13 protein-coding genes and 1 tRNA gene are annotated in these 15,278 nt (G+C 36.2%); 6 read left to right on the forward strand and 8 right to left on the reverse strand.

Going from position 1 to position 15,278, the window contains the following annotated elements:
* Positions 1 to 4 precede the first annotated feature (4 nt).
* Positions 5 to 730 (reverse strand): SIMPL domain-containing protein, encoded by a 726-nt coding sequence (locus I6U49_RS08320; RefSeq protein WP_193710934.1) that lies wholly within the window; start codon positions 728 to 730, stop codon positions 5 to 7.
* An 82-nt stretch (positions 731 to 812) separates the two neighbouring features.
* On the opposite strand from I6U49_RS08320, the gene guaA reads away from it, so the two are divergent.
* The 3 genes from guaA to I6U49_RS08335 all read left to right on the forward strand — a co-directional run bounded on the left by guaA (position 813) and on the right by I6U49_RS08335 (position 4,811).
* Positions 813 to 2,345 (forward strand): glutamine-hydrolyzing GMP synthase, encoded by a 1,533-nt coding sequence (gene guaA / locus I6U49_RS08325; protein WP_198628313.1) that lies wholly within the window; start codon positions 813 to 815, stop codon positions 2,343 to 2,345.
* 98 nt (positions 2,346 to 2,443) lie between these two features.
* Positions 2,444 to 4,420: an amino acid ABC transporter substrate-binding protein gene (locus I6U49_RS08330; protein ID WP_198628314.1), complete on the forward strand. Its 1,977-nt coding sequence runs from the start codon at positions 2,444 to 2,446 to the stop codon at positions 4,418 to 4,420.
* Complete coding sequence (locus I6U49_RS08335; protein ID WP_198628315.1) at positions 4,410 to 4,811, forward strand: OsmC family protein; 402 nt, start codon at positions 4,410 to 4,412, stop codon at positions 4,809 to 4,811. The genes I6U49_RS08330 and I6U49_RS08335 overlap by 11 nt, the downstream gene beginning before the upstream one ends.
* Before the next feature lie 81 nt (positions 4,812 to 4,892).
* Here I6U49_RS08335 and I6U49_RS08340 read toward each other — a convergent pair whose 3' ends face one another.
* From I6U49_RS08340 to I6U49_RS08350, 3 genes are all read right to left on the reverse strand, one after another.
* On the reverse strand, positions 4,893 to 5,837 hold the full coding sequence (locus I6U49_RS08340) for an NAD(P)H-dependent flavin oxidoreductase (RefSeq protein ID WP_198628316.1): 945 nt from the start codon (positions 5,835 to 5,837) through the stop codon (positions 4,893 to 4,895).
* A 21-nt stretch (positions 5,838 to 5,858) separates the two neighbouring features.
* Positions 5,859 to 7,049: a tRNA 2-thiouridine(34) synthase MnmA gene (gene mnmA, locus I6U49_RS08345; protein ID WP_198628317.1), complete on the reverse strand. Its 1,191-nt coding sequence runs from the start codon at positions 7,047 to 7,049 to the stop codon at positions 5,859 to 5,861.
* 174 nt (positions 7,050 to 7,223) lie between these two features.
* Positions 7,224 to 7,658, reverse strand: a complete 435-nt coding sequence (locus I6U49_RS08350) for a lipocalin-like domain-containing protein (protein WP_193710928.1) — start codon at positions 7,656 to 7,658, stop codon at positions 7,224 to 7,226.
* 216 nt (positions 7,659 to 7,874) lie between these two features.
* On the opposite strand from I6U49_RS08350, the gene I6U49_RS08355 reads away from it, so the two are divergent.
* Positions 7,875 to 8,849 carry a fasciclin domain-containing protein gene (locus I6U49_RS08355; protein ID WP_198628318.1) on the forward strand — a complete coding sequence of 325 codons (975 nt, stop codon included), beginning with the start codon at positions 7,875 to 7,877 and terminating at the stop codon, positions 8,847 to 8,849.
* A 170-nt stretch (positions 8,850 to 9,019) separates the two neighbouring features.
* On the opposite strand, the gene I6U49_RS08360 is transcribed toward I6U49_RS08355, so the two are convergent.
* The 3 genes from I6U49_RS08360 to I6U49_RS08370 all read right to left on the reverse strand — a co-directional run bounded on the left by I6U49_RS08360 (position 9,020) and on the right by I6U49_RS08370 (position 11,554).
* Positions 9,020 to 10,024, reverse strand: a complete 1,005-nt coding sequence (locus I6U49_RS08360) for a M28 family metallopeptidase (protein ID WP_193710926.1) — start codon at positions 10,022 to 10,024, stop codon at positions 9,020 to 9,022.
* Between the two features lie 120 nt (positions 10,025 to 10,144).
* Positions 10,145 to 10,849 (reverse strand): SGNH/GDSL hydrolase family protein, encoded by a 705-nt coding sequence (locus I6U49_RS08365; protein ID WP_198628319.1) that lies wholly within the window; start codon positions 10,847 to 10,849, stop codon positions 10,145 to 10,147.
* A gap of 102 nt (positions 10,850 to 10,951) precedes the next feature.
* Positions 10,952 to 11,554, reverse strand: a complete 603-nt coding sequence (locus I6U49_RS08370; RefSeq protein WP_198628320.1) for a hypothetical protein — start codon at positions 11,552 to 11,554, stop codon at positions 10,952 to 10,954.
* Between the two features lie 227 nt (positions 11,555 to 11,781).
* On the opposite strand from I6U49_RS08370, the gene I6U49_RS08375 reads away from it, so the two are divergent.
* Together I6U49_RS08375 and I6U49_RS08380 are read left to right on the forward strand one after the other, a co-directional pair.
* A tRNA-Ser gene (locus I6U49_RS08375) sits at positions 11,782 to 11,866 on the forward strand.
* Positions 11,867 to 12,109: 243 nt separating this feature from the next.
* Positions 12,110 to 13,351, forward strand: coding sequence for a site-specific integrase (locus I6U49_RS08380; protein ID WP_198628321.1), 1,242 nt, complete (start codon positions 12,110 to 12,112; stop codon positions 13,349 to 13,351).
* Positions 13,352 to 14,256: 905 nt separating this feature from the next.
* Here the strand turns inward: I6U49_RS08380 and I6U49_RS08385 are convergent.
* Positions 14,257 to 14,901: a helix-turn-helix domain-containing protein gene (locus I6U49_RS08385; RefSeq protein WP_198628322.1), complete on the reverse strand. Its 645-nt coding sequence runs from the start codon at positions 14,899 to 14,901 to the stop codon at positions 14,257 to 14,259.
* Positions 14,902 to 15,278: the final 377 nt, after the last annotated feature.

Raw genomic sequence — 15,278 nt, forward strand, 5'->3', positions numbered from 1 at the left:
ATATTTAATCAATTTCATAGTTTAACCGCATAGTAATAGATGCGGTTTTTTTCTTATCGGCGGTATTATAAGCACCGCTCCAGGAATAATCTTCTCCGCTGTTTTGACCGGTGATTTGAAAAACCCCCATATTGGCATTTTTTAACTCTCCAAGATTCCCGCCGCTATTTTTGGCTATTTTTTCTGCTCGTAGTCGTGCATCTTCGGTAGCTTTCGAGATCATTTCAATTTTTAGATCGGCGAGCTTGGTATAATAGTATCTGGGTGGGGTGGAGTTAAATTGTACCCCTTTATTTAAAAGTTCGGTGATTTCCCGTGAAACCTCTTCTACAAGTTCTACATCTGATGACTCAATCTTTACAGGTTGGGTAAGTTGATAGCCCTGGAAGATACTGCCTACATAATTTCCATTCTGGTATTGGTTCTCCCGCTGTTCAGATGTTTGTACCGAATTAAAGACGATATTACTTTCCTTAATACCTTTGTTTATAAGGTAATTGCGTACTGTTTCTTTGTCAGTGTTTAGGTCGTTGTAGGCCTTTTCAAGATTAGGGCTTACACGGCTAAACCTTCCCTCCCAAACAATAAGGTCTGAGGTGAAATTCTCACTACCTGAACCGGTTACCGAGATTACTCCATCTGGATTGGCCCTGCTAACATAAGCTTCGCCTAGAAACCAGGCAGCAATAACTATGGCAATAGAAAACACTATAGCACTAATATATTTCATATTGTAAGATTTTATTTCCGATAAAGATAGAAAATAAACGTATAGGGTATTTTATTTTTGCGTCAAATTCTTACTTTTGCCTATGCAAAAAAACGTACTCATTTTAGACTTCGGCTCGCAGTACACGCAACTCATTGCAAGGCGTGTGAGAGAACTCAATATTTACTGCGAAATTGTTCCTTTTAATAAAATTCCAGATGATATTTCGAGCTTTAAAGCGGTAATCCTTTCCGGGAGTCCGTTTTCGGTTCGGGGAGAAGATGCCCCGCATCCCGATTTATCTAAAATTCGCGGAAAACTGCCAATACTGGCTGTTTGTTATGGTGCACAATACTTTGCGCATTTCCATGGTGGAAAAGTAGAGGCTTCTGAAACGCGCGAATATGGAAGGGCAAATCTTTCGGTAATAAAAGATGGTGAAACCTTGTTCGACGGGATTATGGAAAATTCCCAGGTTTGGATGAGCCATAGCGATACCATAAAGGAACTACCTTCTAACAGTGTGCGAATTGCCAGTACCACAGATGTTTTAAACGCAGCTTACCGAATTGAAGGAGAACAAACTTATGGTATTCAGTTTCATCCGGAAGTTTATCATTCTACCGATGGGAAACAACTGCTGGAAAACTTTTTGGTGAAAATTGCTGAGGTAGCGCAAACCTGGACTCCGGGTAAATTTGTGGATCTCACGGTTTCAGAATTAAAAGAAAAGATAGGAGACGATAAAGTGGTTTTAGGTCTAAGTGGTGGTGTAGACTCCAGTGTAGCTGCAGTTTTATTGCATAAAGCCATAGGTAAGAACCTGTATTGTATTTTTGTAAATAACGGCTTGCTTAGAAAAGGTGAATTTGAAAGCGTTTTAGACCAATACAAAGATATGGGCTTAAACGTGAAAGGAGTAGATGCTTCTACACGATTTTTAGATGCCCTGGCAGGGATAAGCGATCCTGAAAAAAAGAGAAAAGCAATTGGAAATGCCTTTATTGAAGTTTTTGACGATGAGGCACATAAAATAAAAGATGTAACCTGGCTCGCCCAGGGAACTATATACCCAGATGTTATTGAATCTGTTTCGGTAAATGGTGGGCCTTCAGCAACTATTAAATCGCATCATAATGTAGGTGGATTACCAGACTTTATGAAATTAAAGATCGTAGAGCCTCTAAAAATGCTTTTTAAAGACGAAGTTCGAAGAGTAGGTGCCGAAATGGGAATTGCCGACGAGTTATTAGGAAGACATCCGTTTCCGGGGCCTGGACTGGCTATTAGAATCCTTGGCGATATTACCGCTGAAAAAGTTCGTATTTTACAGGAAGTAGATCATATATTTATTCAGGGCTTAAGAGACTGGATGTTATATGATAAAGTATGGCAGGCCGGTGCTATTTTATTACCGGTAAGCTCTGTAGGGGTAATGGGAGATGAACGTACTTACGAAAAAGTTGTAGCCTTAAGGGCCGTAGAATCTACCGATGGTATGACGGCAGATTGGGTAAATCTACCTTATGAATTTCTACAAAAAACCTCTAATACTATAATAAATCGGGTTAAAGGCGTTAATAGAGTAGTATATGATATTAGTTCAAAACCACCGGCTACCATAGAGTGGGAATAAAATTTGATCTTAAGTCATAATTCCCGGTGCCTGCAACTATTTTTTTAAGCTATAGGCACCGGGTAACAAAGTCTTATTGTGGGATTAAACCAAATAAAATGAAATACCTTTTAATAGTTTGTTTTTTATTTCAGCTGTCCGGTTTTACGGCCTCGGCCCAGGAATATAAATACCATACGGTAAAGGCCGGAGAGACTGTTTACAGTATCGCAAAGGCCTACAATATTTCGGAAGAAGCCATCTATAAATACAACCCCGATGCAAAAGGTAGCTTAGAGATATCTTCAAAACTGGTAATCCCTTTAAATAGCAGTAAGGAGAAGGTTTCAACTGAAAGCGAAGATATTCAGTTTATAACCCATACGGTAAAAAGAAAGGAAACACTATACAGGCTTTCTAAAGATTATAATGTTGAGATAGATGAAATTAAAAGGTATAATAAACACCTTTATGCCGAAGAATTACAGCGTGGGGAAGAGATTTTAATTCCGCAACCTAAAAAAGGATCCGGTAATACAGAATTATCTTCTACGAAACAGCTTGATATTCCTAAAGGTAACGATCAGGAAACCCGGGAGACCAGGGAACACGTGGTTTTGCCTAAAGAAACCAAATATGGGATAGCCCGTAAATATGGGATAACTGTAAAAGAGCTGGAAGAGTTAAACCCTAAAGTAGATGTACTTAAACCGGGCGTTATGATTCGCGTTGGTACCGATGTACTGGACGAACCGGTAATTTTAACCGATGAGGTTTTTGAATTTTATGAAGTAAAACCTAAAGAAACTTTATTCGGACTTTCCCAAAAATTTGATGTTTCCCAGGATTCATTGATTTCTTTAAACCCTGCTTTGGAGGACGGACTAAAAATAGGGATGGTTCTAAAAGTTCCCAATACCGATGATAGTGAGAATGTCCCCGGTAGTAACGATGATTTGGCCGATGCTTCAGATAATGAAAATGCCGGCAACAGAATAGATCTTTCAAACAAGTTGAGCAATTTCAATACGAAAGAACTGGTTGTTTTATTGCCCTACAACCTTAACCAGATAGATGAGGAATCTATTTCAAGCTATGAGGATGCTATTTTAGACGATCGTGTGTTACGAATCTCTTTAGACTTTTACAGCGGGGTTCGTATGGCAGTAGAGAAAGCTAAAAGTTATGGTATTTCTACCCGATTAAAAACTTACGATACAAGAAGAAATGTTCAGGAAGTTACCAATATAATTGCCTCGCATGATTTTAGAAATGTAGATGCGGTAATTGGACCTTTATTACAAAACACGACTGAAGCGGCAGCTTCTCGTTTAACTCAATATAATGTTCCTGTAATTAGTCCTTTGTCCAATAGGGAAATGAGGTCTTATCAAAACTTATTTCAGTCGCGTCCCACAGATGAGATACTTAAAAAAGGGATGTTCGATTACCTAAAGCAAAATGCCGTTGGTAAAAATGTGATTATTATTGCAGATGCTGCACATAACCAGGTGAAGAATGAACTTACCCAAATTTTACCAAATTCCAGAGTGATTTTGCCTTCTGAAGCCTATTTGGGGGCCGATAAAATTAAAGGTTTGTTATCTGGAAGTATGGAAAACTGGGTAATCCTGGAGTCTTCTAATATTGGTTTGATAAGCAGTGCCACTTCAGCATTAAACCGTTTGGCAAGGGAGCATGAAATTACCTTATTTACTACCAATAAAAACAATGCTTTTGAAGATGATATTATCGATAATCAGCATTTGGGCCGACTTAATTTTCATTATCCATCGGTAGACAAACAGTATAATGCCATGGTACCGGAAGAATTTATTGAAGAGTATCAGGAGAAATTTAATATGGTGCCCAGTCAATACGTAGTTAGAGGCTACGATCTTACTTTAGACGTATTGTTACGATTGGCTTCAGCCGATAATCTTTATGATTCGTTTGAGAAGTATACCGGATTTACCGAATATCACGAAAATAAATTTCATTATACCCCTAAACGCAATGGCGGATTTTACAATGATGCCGTGTATATTATGAGTATAGATGAAGAACTTCATTTAAACGTTGCTAATGACCAGTAAAGTTATTTATACAGGAAATTTAAGAACCGAATCTGAACACCTTAAAAGTGGCGCCAAAATAATTACAGATGCCCCTGTAGATAATCACGGGAAGGGCGAGGCATTTTCACCAACCGATTCAGTTGCGACTGCCCTGGCAAGTTGTATGCTTACCGTTATGGGAATTAAGGCCGAAGCTATTGATGTAAACTTAAATGGAACTACGGCTGAGGTAACTAAGACCATGGCAGCCGATCCCAGGCGAATTTCAAAAGTGGAAATTGTAATTAATTTCTCAGAAAGCTATCCTGAAAAAATATGTAAAACACTGGAAAATACAGCAAAAACATGCCCGGTATTGCAGAGTTTACATCCAGAGATGGAAAAGCTTATTAGCTTTAAATATTCATAAAACTTAAGATTCTTTTTACAAATAAAAACTTTAAAAACACTGCCTTAGCCTTTTTTGATAAGGGCTAAGGTATAATTATACTTAGAGTGCAGCAACTGCTTTTTTAGCTGTTTCGAAGTCTTGCATGATCTCTTTTACAATTTCAGCAGCAGGTTTTATCTCGTGAATTAAGCCTGAAACCTGACCAATTTCAAGCTCTCCTTCTTCCAGGTCGCCTTCAAACATTCCTTTTTTAGCCCTGGCTCGTCCCAGTAACTCAATAAGCTGTTTTTTGGTAGGATTTTTAGTGTATAATTCCTGAACATCATTAAAGAACTTATTTTTTAGAAGCCTTACGGGGGCGAGTTCTTTAAGTGTAAGTTTGGTGTCGCCTTCCTGGGCTTTTACCACCATTTCTTTAAAATTAGTATGGGAAGAAGCCTCGGGGCTGGCAACAAATCGGCTACCAATTTGTACGGCATCTGCCCCCAAAACCATCGCGGCCAGCATTCCCTGCCCGGTAGCGATCCCGCCTGCGGCGATTAAGGGAATGCTAATTTTTTCTTTTACCATTGGGATTAAGGTGAAAGTGGTGGTTTCGTCCATACCATTATGTCCGCCTGCTTCAAAACCTTCAGCAACCACAGCATCTACGCCGGCTTCCTGAGATTTTAGGGCAAATTTTATGCTGCTTACCACATGAACCACTTTAGTGCCATGTTCCTGCAGATATTTCGTCCAGGTTTTAGGATTCCCGGCTGAAGTAAAAACGATTTCTACCTTCTCTTCAATAATTATTTCCATGATCTTGTCTATATCAGGATAAAGAAGGGGAACGTTTACCGCAAATGGCTTTTGGGTTGCTTTTTTGCACTTTTCAATATGCTCTTTAAGGATTTCGGGATACATAGAGCCTGCGCCAATAATACCAAGACCACCGGCATTGCTCACGGCACTGGCAAGTTTCCAACCACTCGCCCAAACCATTCCGGCCTGTATTAGTGGGTATTGAATATTAAAAAGCTGTGTGATTCTATTTTTGGACATTTACTTAAATTTTTTTCGAATTTAAGAAATAACCCCCGAACCTAATAACTCTTCACCTTCGTACCAGGCTACAAATTGCCCTTCGGTAATGGAAGCCTGGGGATCATCGAAAATCACATACATTCCGTTTTCGGTTTGGTGTAAGGTAGCTTCCTGTAAAGGTTGGCGATAGCGAATTCTAGCCTGCACTTTTAAGCTTTCCTCTGTATTTAATGCAAGATCTTTACGTACCCAATGTACCTCGTCTTGCTGAATAAAGAGTCCCTTTCTGTATATTCCAGGGTGGTTTTTTCCCTGTCCGGTATAGATTACGTTTTCTACAACATCGGTATCAATTACAAAAAGCGGTTCGGGCGTACCGCCTACGGCAAGACCTTTACGTTGCCCCTTGGTGAAATAGTGTGCTCCCTGGTGTTTACCTACAATCTTTCCGTCAGATGGAGTATATTCATACTTTTTAACCATGTAATCCAATTCCTCTCTTTTATTGCTGAAATTGGGAGTTTCAGAAGCGTATAATTCTTTTTCGGCCTCAATTTCTATTATTTTACCTTCCTTAGGTTGTAGTTTTTGCTGAAGAAAATCGGGCAGTCTAACTTTTCCTATAAAACAAAGGCCTTGTGAGTCTTTTTTATCGGCAGTTACCAGGTTTTGCTCTGAAGCAATTTTGCGCACTTCAGCTTTTTGTAATTCTCCAATAGGAAATAATGTTTTTGAAAGCTGCTCCTGGGTTAACTGACAGAGAAAGTAAGACTGGTCTTTGTTATTGTCTTTACCTGAAAGTAGTTGGTACACGGTTTCCCCGTTTTTGTGAATTTCCCCTTTTCGGCAATAATGGCCTGTAGCCACATAATCGGCTCCCAGATTGAGCGCAATTTTCATAAAAACATCAAACTTTATCTCACGATTACATAAAACATCAGGATTTGGAGTACGGCCACGCTCATATTCGTTGAACATATAATCAACAATACGTTCTTTGTATTCTTCGCTAAGATCTACCGTTTGAAATGGTATACCAAGCTTATCGGCAACCATCATAGCATCATTACTATCGTCTAGCCAGGGACATTCATCAGAAATTGTTACCGAGTCGTCGTGCCAGTTTTTCATAAACAGGCCAATTACCTCATAACCCTGTTGTTGTAAAAGATATGCTGACACACTGGAATCTACTCCTCCCGATAAACCTACAACCACTTTCTTTTTCATACATCTAAAATTGATATTCTTTCCGAATTAAAGTCGGATAAACGGATGCAAAATTACGAAAATTTAAAAGAAACCCGGGGTGGGCTGAAGGTAGTCCTAAATAAAAAAGCGATCTGAAATAATAACGCGTAAATTGACTTCAGATCGCTTTTTACATATAATTATGTTAGAAATTTACTCCTCAAATTCTGGAGCGCGGGTAAAAGTAATAGAAGCATCGGGAAAAATACTAGGTCTAAAAATAAAACTTTTAGCGTTTTCCTGAAATTCTACCTTACCACTAATTCTTTCATTTATACCTCCCACAGGAATATTAAATGTGTAATTATCATTATCCCGGCTCCAGGTGCTCTCGGTATCATCTTCAAGCTCACAGGTTTCACCGGTTTCGGCATAATATTCAGAGTAGGTGGTACCGTCTCCTTCAAAAATTATAAAGGATTTTTTATTACAATTACTTAACTCAAAAGTAAAAGATTCACCACTAGGGAGGTTTGCATTAGAGACAAACCATTTTCCATAAATACGTTCGCCATTATTAGCATCATCGTCTTCACTACATGAGGTAAGCAATGCAATACTGAAAAGTACTATAAAAAATTTCTTCATAATCTAGATTTTAATTTAGTGTAAATATATTCAATTTAGAACATCTGTTACAACAAACGGATACTAAGTATAGAATATTGCAAGGAATATAACTGTGGTAGATATTAAATTCTATCAATAATTAATTTAACTATTGTTTTATGTAAATTAACAAACAGTAAACAGTTTTTGAACTACTTCTCGTTTACATTTGTGGTTAAACAAAAACTTAGAATTATGAAAACATTTAAATTTACTAAAATCGTCCTACTGGCGTTTTTAACTTTTGGTCTAATTTCCTGTAGCGACGACGATGATGGAGGAGATGTAGTTGAGCCAACAAACACTATTGCTGATTTTGTTGCTGGGAATCCAGATTATTCTTCCCTTGCAGCTGCTTTAGAAGTAACGGGTCTGGATGCGACTTTAGACGGAACAGCTAACTTTACGGTCTTTGCACCTAATAATGCAGCGTTTAATACATTTTTATCGGATAATGGCTTTAGTAGTCTTAGCGAAGTGCCGGAAGATGTTTTGACAGAGATTTTACTAAATCATGTTCAGGAAGGAGAAATCATGTCTGGTGATCTTTCTACAGGTTATATTGAAAGTATGGCTACCGGGATGGCTTCAGAAGAAGCTCTTAGCATGTATATCAATACCGATGATGGTGTTACTATAAATGGAGTTTCTTCAGTAACTACTGCTGATGTAGAGGTAGATAACGGTATAATTCATGCTGTAGATGCTGTTATTGGGTTGCCTGATATCACAACTTTTGCTACTGCTGATCCTAATTTTGATATTTTAGTACAGGCACTTACACGTGAGGAATCTTTTTCATTTGTGGAAACATTAATGATGACTGAAGATCCCGCTCCATTTACCGTTTTTGCTCCAACCAACGATGCTTTTGTAGCATTATTGAGTGAGTTAGAACTGGCGGCCCTTGGTGATATTCCTACTGAAACTCTAGAAGCTACCTTACAATATCACGTTGTTACGGCAGCTAATGTAAGGTCTGGAGATTTAACCGATGGTATGGCTGTTACTACGTTGCTTGGAGAAGACTTTACTGTAAACCTTGGTGATGATGTAGTAATTACTGATGGAAGAGGAAGAACTTCTACTGTAATTGCTGCCGATGTTCAAGCTAATAACGGGGTAATTCATGTACTTGATACAGTATTGCTTCCGCCTGCTGCAGAATAATTTTTAGGTAAAAATAAGTAAAAAGGCTGGTTGAAGATTTTATCTTCAACCAGCCTTTTTTATATCTAAAAGTCTTAACTCGATAATCGAGATTTAATTTCTCGCTGATTTATCGCGGTTAATTTACTTTTTTATTGGCACCGCCAAAGGGTATAATACCTCTAGATGGTTTACTTTGAAGCTTTATCTACTACCAGCCTTTCATCGCGATTAGCAATTTCCCAGGCAGTAAGAAATACCAACTTTGCTCTTTTCATTAAAGCTTCATATTCAATTTTTTCGGCAGTATCAGTTGCTTTATGGTAGTCTGGGTGTACGCCGTTAAAGTAAAAAATTGCCGGTATGTTGTTTTTTGCGAAGTTGTAGTGGTCACTTCGGTAGTAAAAACGGTTTGGATCGTTCTCATCATTATAAGTGTAATCTAAATCCATATTCATAAATTCTGAATTTACATTTTCACTAACTTCGTGAAGATCGGTACTTAATTTATCGCTACCAATTAGATAAATATAATTATCGTTCCCCTCGTGGTTTGCATCAATACGGCCAATCATATCCATATTTAAATTGGCTACCGTATTTTCTAATGGGAATATTGGGTTTTCAACATAATATTTAGAGCCTAGAAGGCCTTTTTCCTCAGCGGTTAAATGAATAAAAAGTATAGATCGTTTAGGCGTATATCCATCTTTTTGTGCAGCTTTAAAAGCTTCTGCAATTTCTAAAATAGCAACCGGGCCAGAGCCACCGTCATCCGCACCATTATATATGTTTCCTTCATCATCTACACCAACGTGATCGTAATGAGAAGTTATAACAAGGATTTCTTCCGGTTTTTCACTTCCTTTAATAAAACCAAGGACATTTTCTGAGTCTTTCATTTTGTTATTAAAAAACTCGGTGGGAATTACCTGATAATAGTTAGGATTACTTGCAGGTGCATCTATACCAATTTCCTGGTAAAAATTCACAATATATTCAGCAGCTTTCTTTTGTCCGGGTTCACCGGTATCGCGCCCCTCATATTCATCGCCGGCAAAAGTGTAAAGATGTTCTTGTAAATCTGAAACAGTGATGGTTTCGGCATATTCCATCGGATTTGCATTTTCAACATTTTTTTGCGTGCCACAGGCTACCATTCCGGCAGTTAGTGTCACTAAAAGCATTTTTTTCATAGTTAAATTTAATTTTTGCTAATTAATACTTCGTAAAATATTTAGAAGTTTTTATTAAAGTCGCAGCAAGATAGCAGTTTCGGTTGAAATTCTTAAAGAAGTGCGTGAAACTTTATTTTGTTATTGCTGCATAGCCTCAAGAATTGCTTTTTTAGTTAGCGGCGCCATAAGCTTATAGCCAGCGAGGTTTGGATGCACACCATCTTTAGAATATTTTTTAGGTAATCCTTCTTTTTCATCCTTAAGTACCGAGAAAAGATCGAGATATGTATGTTGATTTTCTGCGGCATATTTTTTCATCCAGGAATTTATTTCGGCAATTTTTTTAACGGGTTGTAGCCCGGGACGCCAGGGGTAATCGTATACGGGGAGGATAGAGGTAAGGATTACTTTTATGTTGTTGGCTTTGCCCAGTTGCGCCATTGCCTCAATATTATTTGTAATCATTTCTACGGAAGAAAACCCTGTGTTTCCGGCTATATCGTTGGTTCCGGCAAGAATTACCACCGCTTTGGGCTTGAGTTTTACTACATCTGGCATAAATCGAATAAGCATTTGTGGCGTAGTTTGCCCGCCAATACCACGTCCTAAATAATTATTCTCACTAAAAAAGTCTGGCTGGGCATTTGCCCAGCCTTCAGTAATTGAATTGCCCATAAAAACAACTTTGGGGTAACTCTGTGTTTTCATTAATTTCCTATTTTGAGTAGCATACTTTTTAAGATTTGCCCAATCTTGTTCCATTAGATCTTGATATTCTTTTTTTTGTGCATTTAGTACGTTGCTAAAAAGCAGTACTAAAGAAATTATAAATAAGTTTTTCATGAATTGTAAAATATAAAAATAAACGGATTTAAGCTTTAAAACTAATCGATATAATGTGATAGATATACCCTTTTTGTAGGGTGTAAATATAGCTTAGTTGCTTTAAAAGCCTATTGATATTTTAGATCTAAGCAAGCTGTTAGGTATTTGTGAAGATTGAGTGCCAAAAATAGTTCCTGTACCTATATCTATATTTAAATTGTTAAAATTGCCTCTTATTCCTGCTCTAATTTCTGTTTGTGGGAATAATAGATTCATTTCGCGAGTATTTAATCTTTCGCCTTTGTTTAAGGAAGGCGTTAAATACCGTCCAAATAGATAGAAACTATATCGTTTGTTGATATTGTATTCTAAAGTAGCGCTAAAGCTGCCGTAAAACCCCGGTGCTTTGTTATTAAAGATAGTATTTTCTTCCAACAGTCCTGCATTTAAAGTAAAGTTAAACTTATCTAAAGTATAATTGAATGTATTCTTATATAGTTTATAATAACCAAATCCATCATAAGCATTTTGGTGCTTCATTTGAGAGATGTGGAAATTGGAGGTAGACTCCAGTGTATTTTTATTGGCACCGTCAAAGGGTGTAATACCCCGAGGTAGGCTTTTTGTTTCTTGTGCGCTTATCCTACTAGCCGATAGCAGAAAAAGTAGACAAAAGTGGGAGAGTAAACGGGTTTTAAGCATAAGAGGTAACTGTAAGAACATATTTGAGTTACTTGCCAATATAAAGACTAAGCTTCCTGGAGTTTTGAATCTTAAAAGTGAAGATATTAATTTTAACTAAAACTCTTTCTTAAAATTGATAGAGATGTTAAAACCTGATAACGAGACAACTCGAAAAAAGCTTAAAAAAACTTCTTAAAAACCTTGTGTATAATTGTAAAAGCTTGTTATATTTGCATCCGCTAAGCAGAAATGTATAGCATTTTATTGGAGGAATGGCAGAGTGGTCGATTGCGGCAGTCTTGAAAACTGTTGACTGTAACAGGTCCGGGGGTTCGAATCCCTCTTCCTCCGCTATTTAATTTAAAAAATTCTACAAAAAGCCCCAAAACCCACGGTTTTGGGGCTTTTTTATTTTTCACTATCTCAAAATATACCATAATAATTTAATCTAATCGGTTACAAATTCGGTTACACTTAGAGAAGCTATTTTAGGTGTAACCAAAGTAGTATAAATCCTACAAAATAAAACTTAAGGTATTGATGTTTAAGGTTTTATATTGTATCTTGAAACTGTTTAATAAAATATAATTTGTTATGGATACAACATTTTCCCACCTATTTTACTTAAGAAAAAGTAAGTCTAAAACGGATTCTGGAATAATATATTTCAGAATAACAATTAACGGTAAACGTGCAGTTACAACAACAGGACGAGAAATACCAGTATCACTATGGAACTCGGCTTCTGGTAGAGCAACCGGAAGTTCGATGCAAGCGAAAGTTATTAATCGATTTCTCAGTAAAGTTGAGAATGATATATATAATGCGCATCAGAAATTAGTGGACAAGGGAAAAGTTTTTTCTTCAAAGGACGTTATAGATACTTATCTAGGAAAAGACAAGAAAAGTGTAGGTGACACAAAGATGGTTCTCGAAATATTTCAGGAACACAACGAACGTGTAAATAGACTTGTGGGTAAGGATTTTGCCAAGGGGACGGCCGAAAGGTATAAAACGGCTAAAAAGCACGTTGAAGACTATATAAAGAAGGAGTACAAAGCTTCCGATATTCCGGTTAAAAATGTGAACCACAAATTTATTACGGGATTTGAATATTATTTAAAAACAGAAAGAAACTGTGGGCATAATTCCGCGATTAAATACATAACAAATTTTAAAAAAATTATCCGTATTGCTTTTACCAATGAATGGATTAATAGGGATCCATTTCAAAACTGGAAGGCTAAACTAAAGGTGGTAGATCGAGAATTTTTGACCGAAGAGGAGCTCCGAACCTTGATATCTAGAGATATTAAAAATGATCGCTTGAATTTGGTTAAAGATATTTTTACGTTTAGTTGTTTTACTGGCCTTAGTTATGCCGAAGTAAAAAAACTCTCAGAAAAGGAAGTTGTGATTGGTTTTGATGGCAAAAGATGGATTAAAACTAAAAGAACAAAGACTAAATCGAAATGTAGTATTCCAATTCTTCCTGTGGCAGAAGCGATATTGGAGAAATATTCTTCGCATCCAGAAGTTAATAGTAAACGTTTACTTCCCATATTAAGTAATCAAAAAATGAATGCCTATATTAAAGAAATAGCAGATATTTGTGGTATCGATAAAAATCTGACTTTTCATTTGGCCAGGCATACTTTCGCAACTACTGTTACACTTTCAAATGGGGTTCCTATTGAGAGTGTCAGTAAAATGTTGGGACATAAAAATCTACAGACTACCCAGCATTATGCGAAAATACTGGATAGAAAGGTTGGTAGTGATATGGATATTTTGAAAGAACGTTTAGGATCTAAAAATTTTTTCGGTAAAGCCTGAGAGATTCTTTGTGGTTTAACCGTATGAGTCTATCTAATATGCAGGTAAAGAAATATTTAGTTTAGCTTTTGAAATGAACGATTGAGAAAATTACAATTATGGCCATTTTTTTATGACAGCCAATTGAAATATAATATCAGATATGAAATTGAAGACAAGTGTAGTATTTATCGTATAGGTAATTATGATAGTAACTCAATCTGAAGGTAATATTGACGCTTTTTTTACTATGGTGTTTTAAATAAACATAAGCCAAATTTTTATAACAATATGTTTTGATTTAAAGAGTTATTTAAAGTCTATCCGCCAATTTTTCTATTGCATAGATCAATGATCATCATTAAATAGTGAAAGCTTGTTTGCTTTGAGCATAGGTGATATGCTTATTCGTACTATATAAACTAACTACATTAAAGTACTGGTTTTAAAAGATTGATTCTGTGAGGTCTTTGAGTTTATTATCGGAAATAGTTTTAAATTGCGACTCCTTCCTGCATCTAAATAGTTTATCTTCATTTTACGGGCAACTCATAAAGCCGAGGAATTTCAATTCAATCTTTATACTCGGAGTTCCGATAACTATCTTTAAATTATGCAATTGATTGGCGAAGAGAGTTTCTGATTTTTTTTTCCAGGGGCTACAAAAGCGAATCCATTTATATTCGGTCCATAACGCTCGAGATTGCAAAGATTTTTAATCTTCTAAAATCGCATCCCAAGCCTTATTCCTACATAGGATTTTGGTTATAATATTTTTTGTGTCGAAATGATGACCAAGATCCAATGATTCAGAAAAGCTCTTTAAATGTGCTCTAGGCTTGTAGCTCTGAGTACCTCTAATAGATAAATTATTAAAGGTACTAGGATCTAAGAGATTCGTGAACTTCCTTTTGTCAAATGAATTTTTATAAAGGCTTATACGTTGAAACCCCAATAACTTTCCAAGTTTCAAAAATATTATTTTTACTTATAATGTAGTTCTTCATGGTGCCTGTGGTTTGAATATCCAATAGTTCAATTTCACCCTTCTTAAACAATTGGATTCTGCTTATGAAAAAACCATATTTTTTTGAGATTAAAACATAATAGGCCGTCATATCAATTTTATTTATATCTGAAAGGTCGCAAATCGCGAAGGATTCTTCTGGGATTTTGGGCGCAAGTCTATTGGTAGTTACTTGAAAAGCAATATTTTTATTAGCCTCTCCTAATAAAAAATTGTAGCGTGGTAAATTAATTAATTTATCTTGAAGTTTCCCCAGAGTATACTGTTGAATATATTCTTTTGTTACAATCGGTGTGTATTTTGTCGGTAAAAAAGGGTTATTGATCGTTTTTTCTGAATTAAATATTAGATTTAGATCCAAATTGTTCCTTTGCGCAAACCCAATAATCAAGCGATAATCTAAACTATTTCTTTGCTTCCAAGTAGATAGGGTATTGGGCTTGATTTTTAAAGCTTTAGAAAGCTTTACGTCAGTATCAATTCCTAGGTGAACTTTAAGTTTATTTAATATTAAATTCGCGTTAAGTGAACTATTTTCTTGCATAATCGCAAAATGAGTTATATATTTGAGATAAGTTATTTCCTACAAAGTAGGTTGAAAATTATAGTTTGATTGAAGCAACTAATTTTTTAATGTATATCATGCTTTAAGTAATTTGATAATTGCTGCAAAATTATTAAAAGCTTTTTGAAATTCAATTGAACTTAATTAAATAGTATCTGCCCCTACCAGATCTTGAACTTGTAAATAGACTTTAAGTTAATAAGAACTTTAATTATAAGTATATGGCTGGATTTTTTACTCTCTTTTTGTAAACATTTTTAATGAAATCTTATTTGGTATGGGGTAGCTATCCCATTTTTAAACTTTGGCTAAGAAGTAACTTTTAAGCCTATAGGATTTCTTTGTCTTTTTTTAAA

The sequence above is a fragment of the Salegentibacter maritimus genome, from assembly GCF_016236915.1.
Lineage (GTDB): Bacteria > Bacteroidota > Bacteroidia > Flavobacteriales > Flavobacteriaceae > Salegentibacter > Salegentibacter maritimus.

What these genes read in the sequence shown, in the direction of transcription:
- mnmA (WP_198628317.1), bottom strand. Translation starts at nt 7,049, where the DNA reads ATGAAAAAGAAAGTGGTTGTAGGTTTATCGGGAGGAGTAGATTCCAGT.
- I6U49_RS08355 (WP_198628318.1), top strand. Translation starts at nt 7,875, where the DNA reads ATGAAAACATTTAAATTTACTAAAATCGTCCTACTGGCGTTTTTAACT.
- I6U49_RS08365 (WP_198628319.1), bottom strand. Translation starts at nt 10,849, where the DNA reads ATGAAAAACTTATTTATAATTTCTTTAGTACTGCTTTTTAGCAACGTA.
- I6U49_RS08360 (WP_193710926.1), bottom strand. Translation starts at nt 10,024, where the DNA reads ATGAAAAAAATGCTTTTAGTGACACTAACTGCCGGAATGGTAGCCTGT.
- I6U49_RS08330 (WP_198628314.1), top strand. Translation starts at nt 2,444, where the DNA reads ATGAAATACCTTTTAATAGTTTGTTTTTTATTTCAGCTGTCCGGTTTT.
- I6U49_RS08320 (WP_193710934.1), bottom strand. Translation starts at nt 730, where the DNA reads ATGAAATATATTAGTGCTATAGTGTTTTCTATTGCCATAGTTATTGCT.
- I6U49_RS08350 (WP_193710928.1), bottom strand. Translation starts at nt 7,658, where the DNA reads ATGAAGAAATTTTTTATAGTACTTTTCAGTATTGCATTGCTTACCTCA.
- I6U49_RS08335 (WP_198628315.1), top strand. Translation starts at nt 4,410, where the DNA reads ATGACCAGTAAAGTTATTTATACAGGAAATTTAAGAACCGAATCTGAA.
- I6U49_RS08385 (WP_198628322.1), bottom strand. Translation starts at nt 14,901, where the DNA reads ATGCAAGAAAATAGTTCACTTAACGCGAATTTAATATTAAATAAACTT.
- guaA (WP_198628313.1), top strand. Translation starts at nt 813, where the DNA reads ATGCAAAAAAACGTACTCATTTTAGACTTCGGCTCGCAGTACACGCAA.
- I6U49_RS08380 (WP_198628321.1), top strand. Translation starts at nt 12,110, where the DNA reads ATGGATACAACATTTTCCCACCTATTTTACTTAAGAAAAAGTAAGTCT.
- I6U49_RS08340 (WP_198628316.1), bottom strand. Translation starts at nt 5,837, where the DNA reads ATGTCCAAAAATAGAATCACACAGCTTTTTAATATTCAATACCCACTA.
- I6U49_RS08370 (WP_198628320.1), bottom strand. Translation starts at nt 11,554, where the DNA reads ATGTTCTTACAGTTACCTCTTATGCTTAAAACCCGTTTACTCTCCCAC.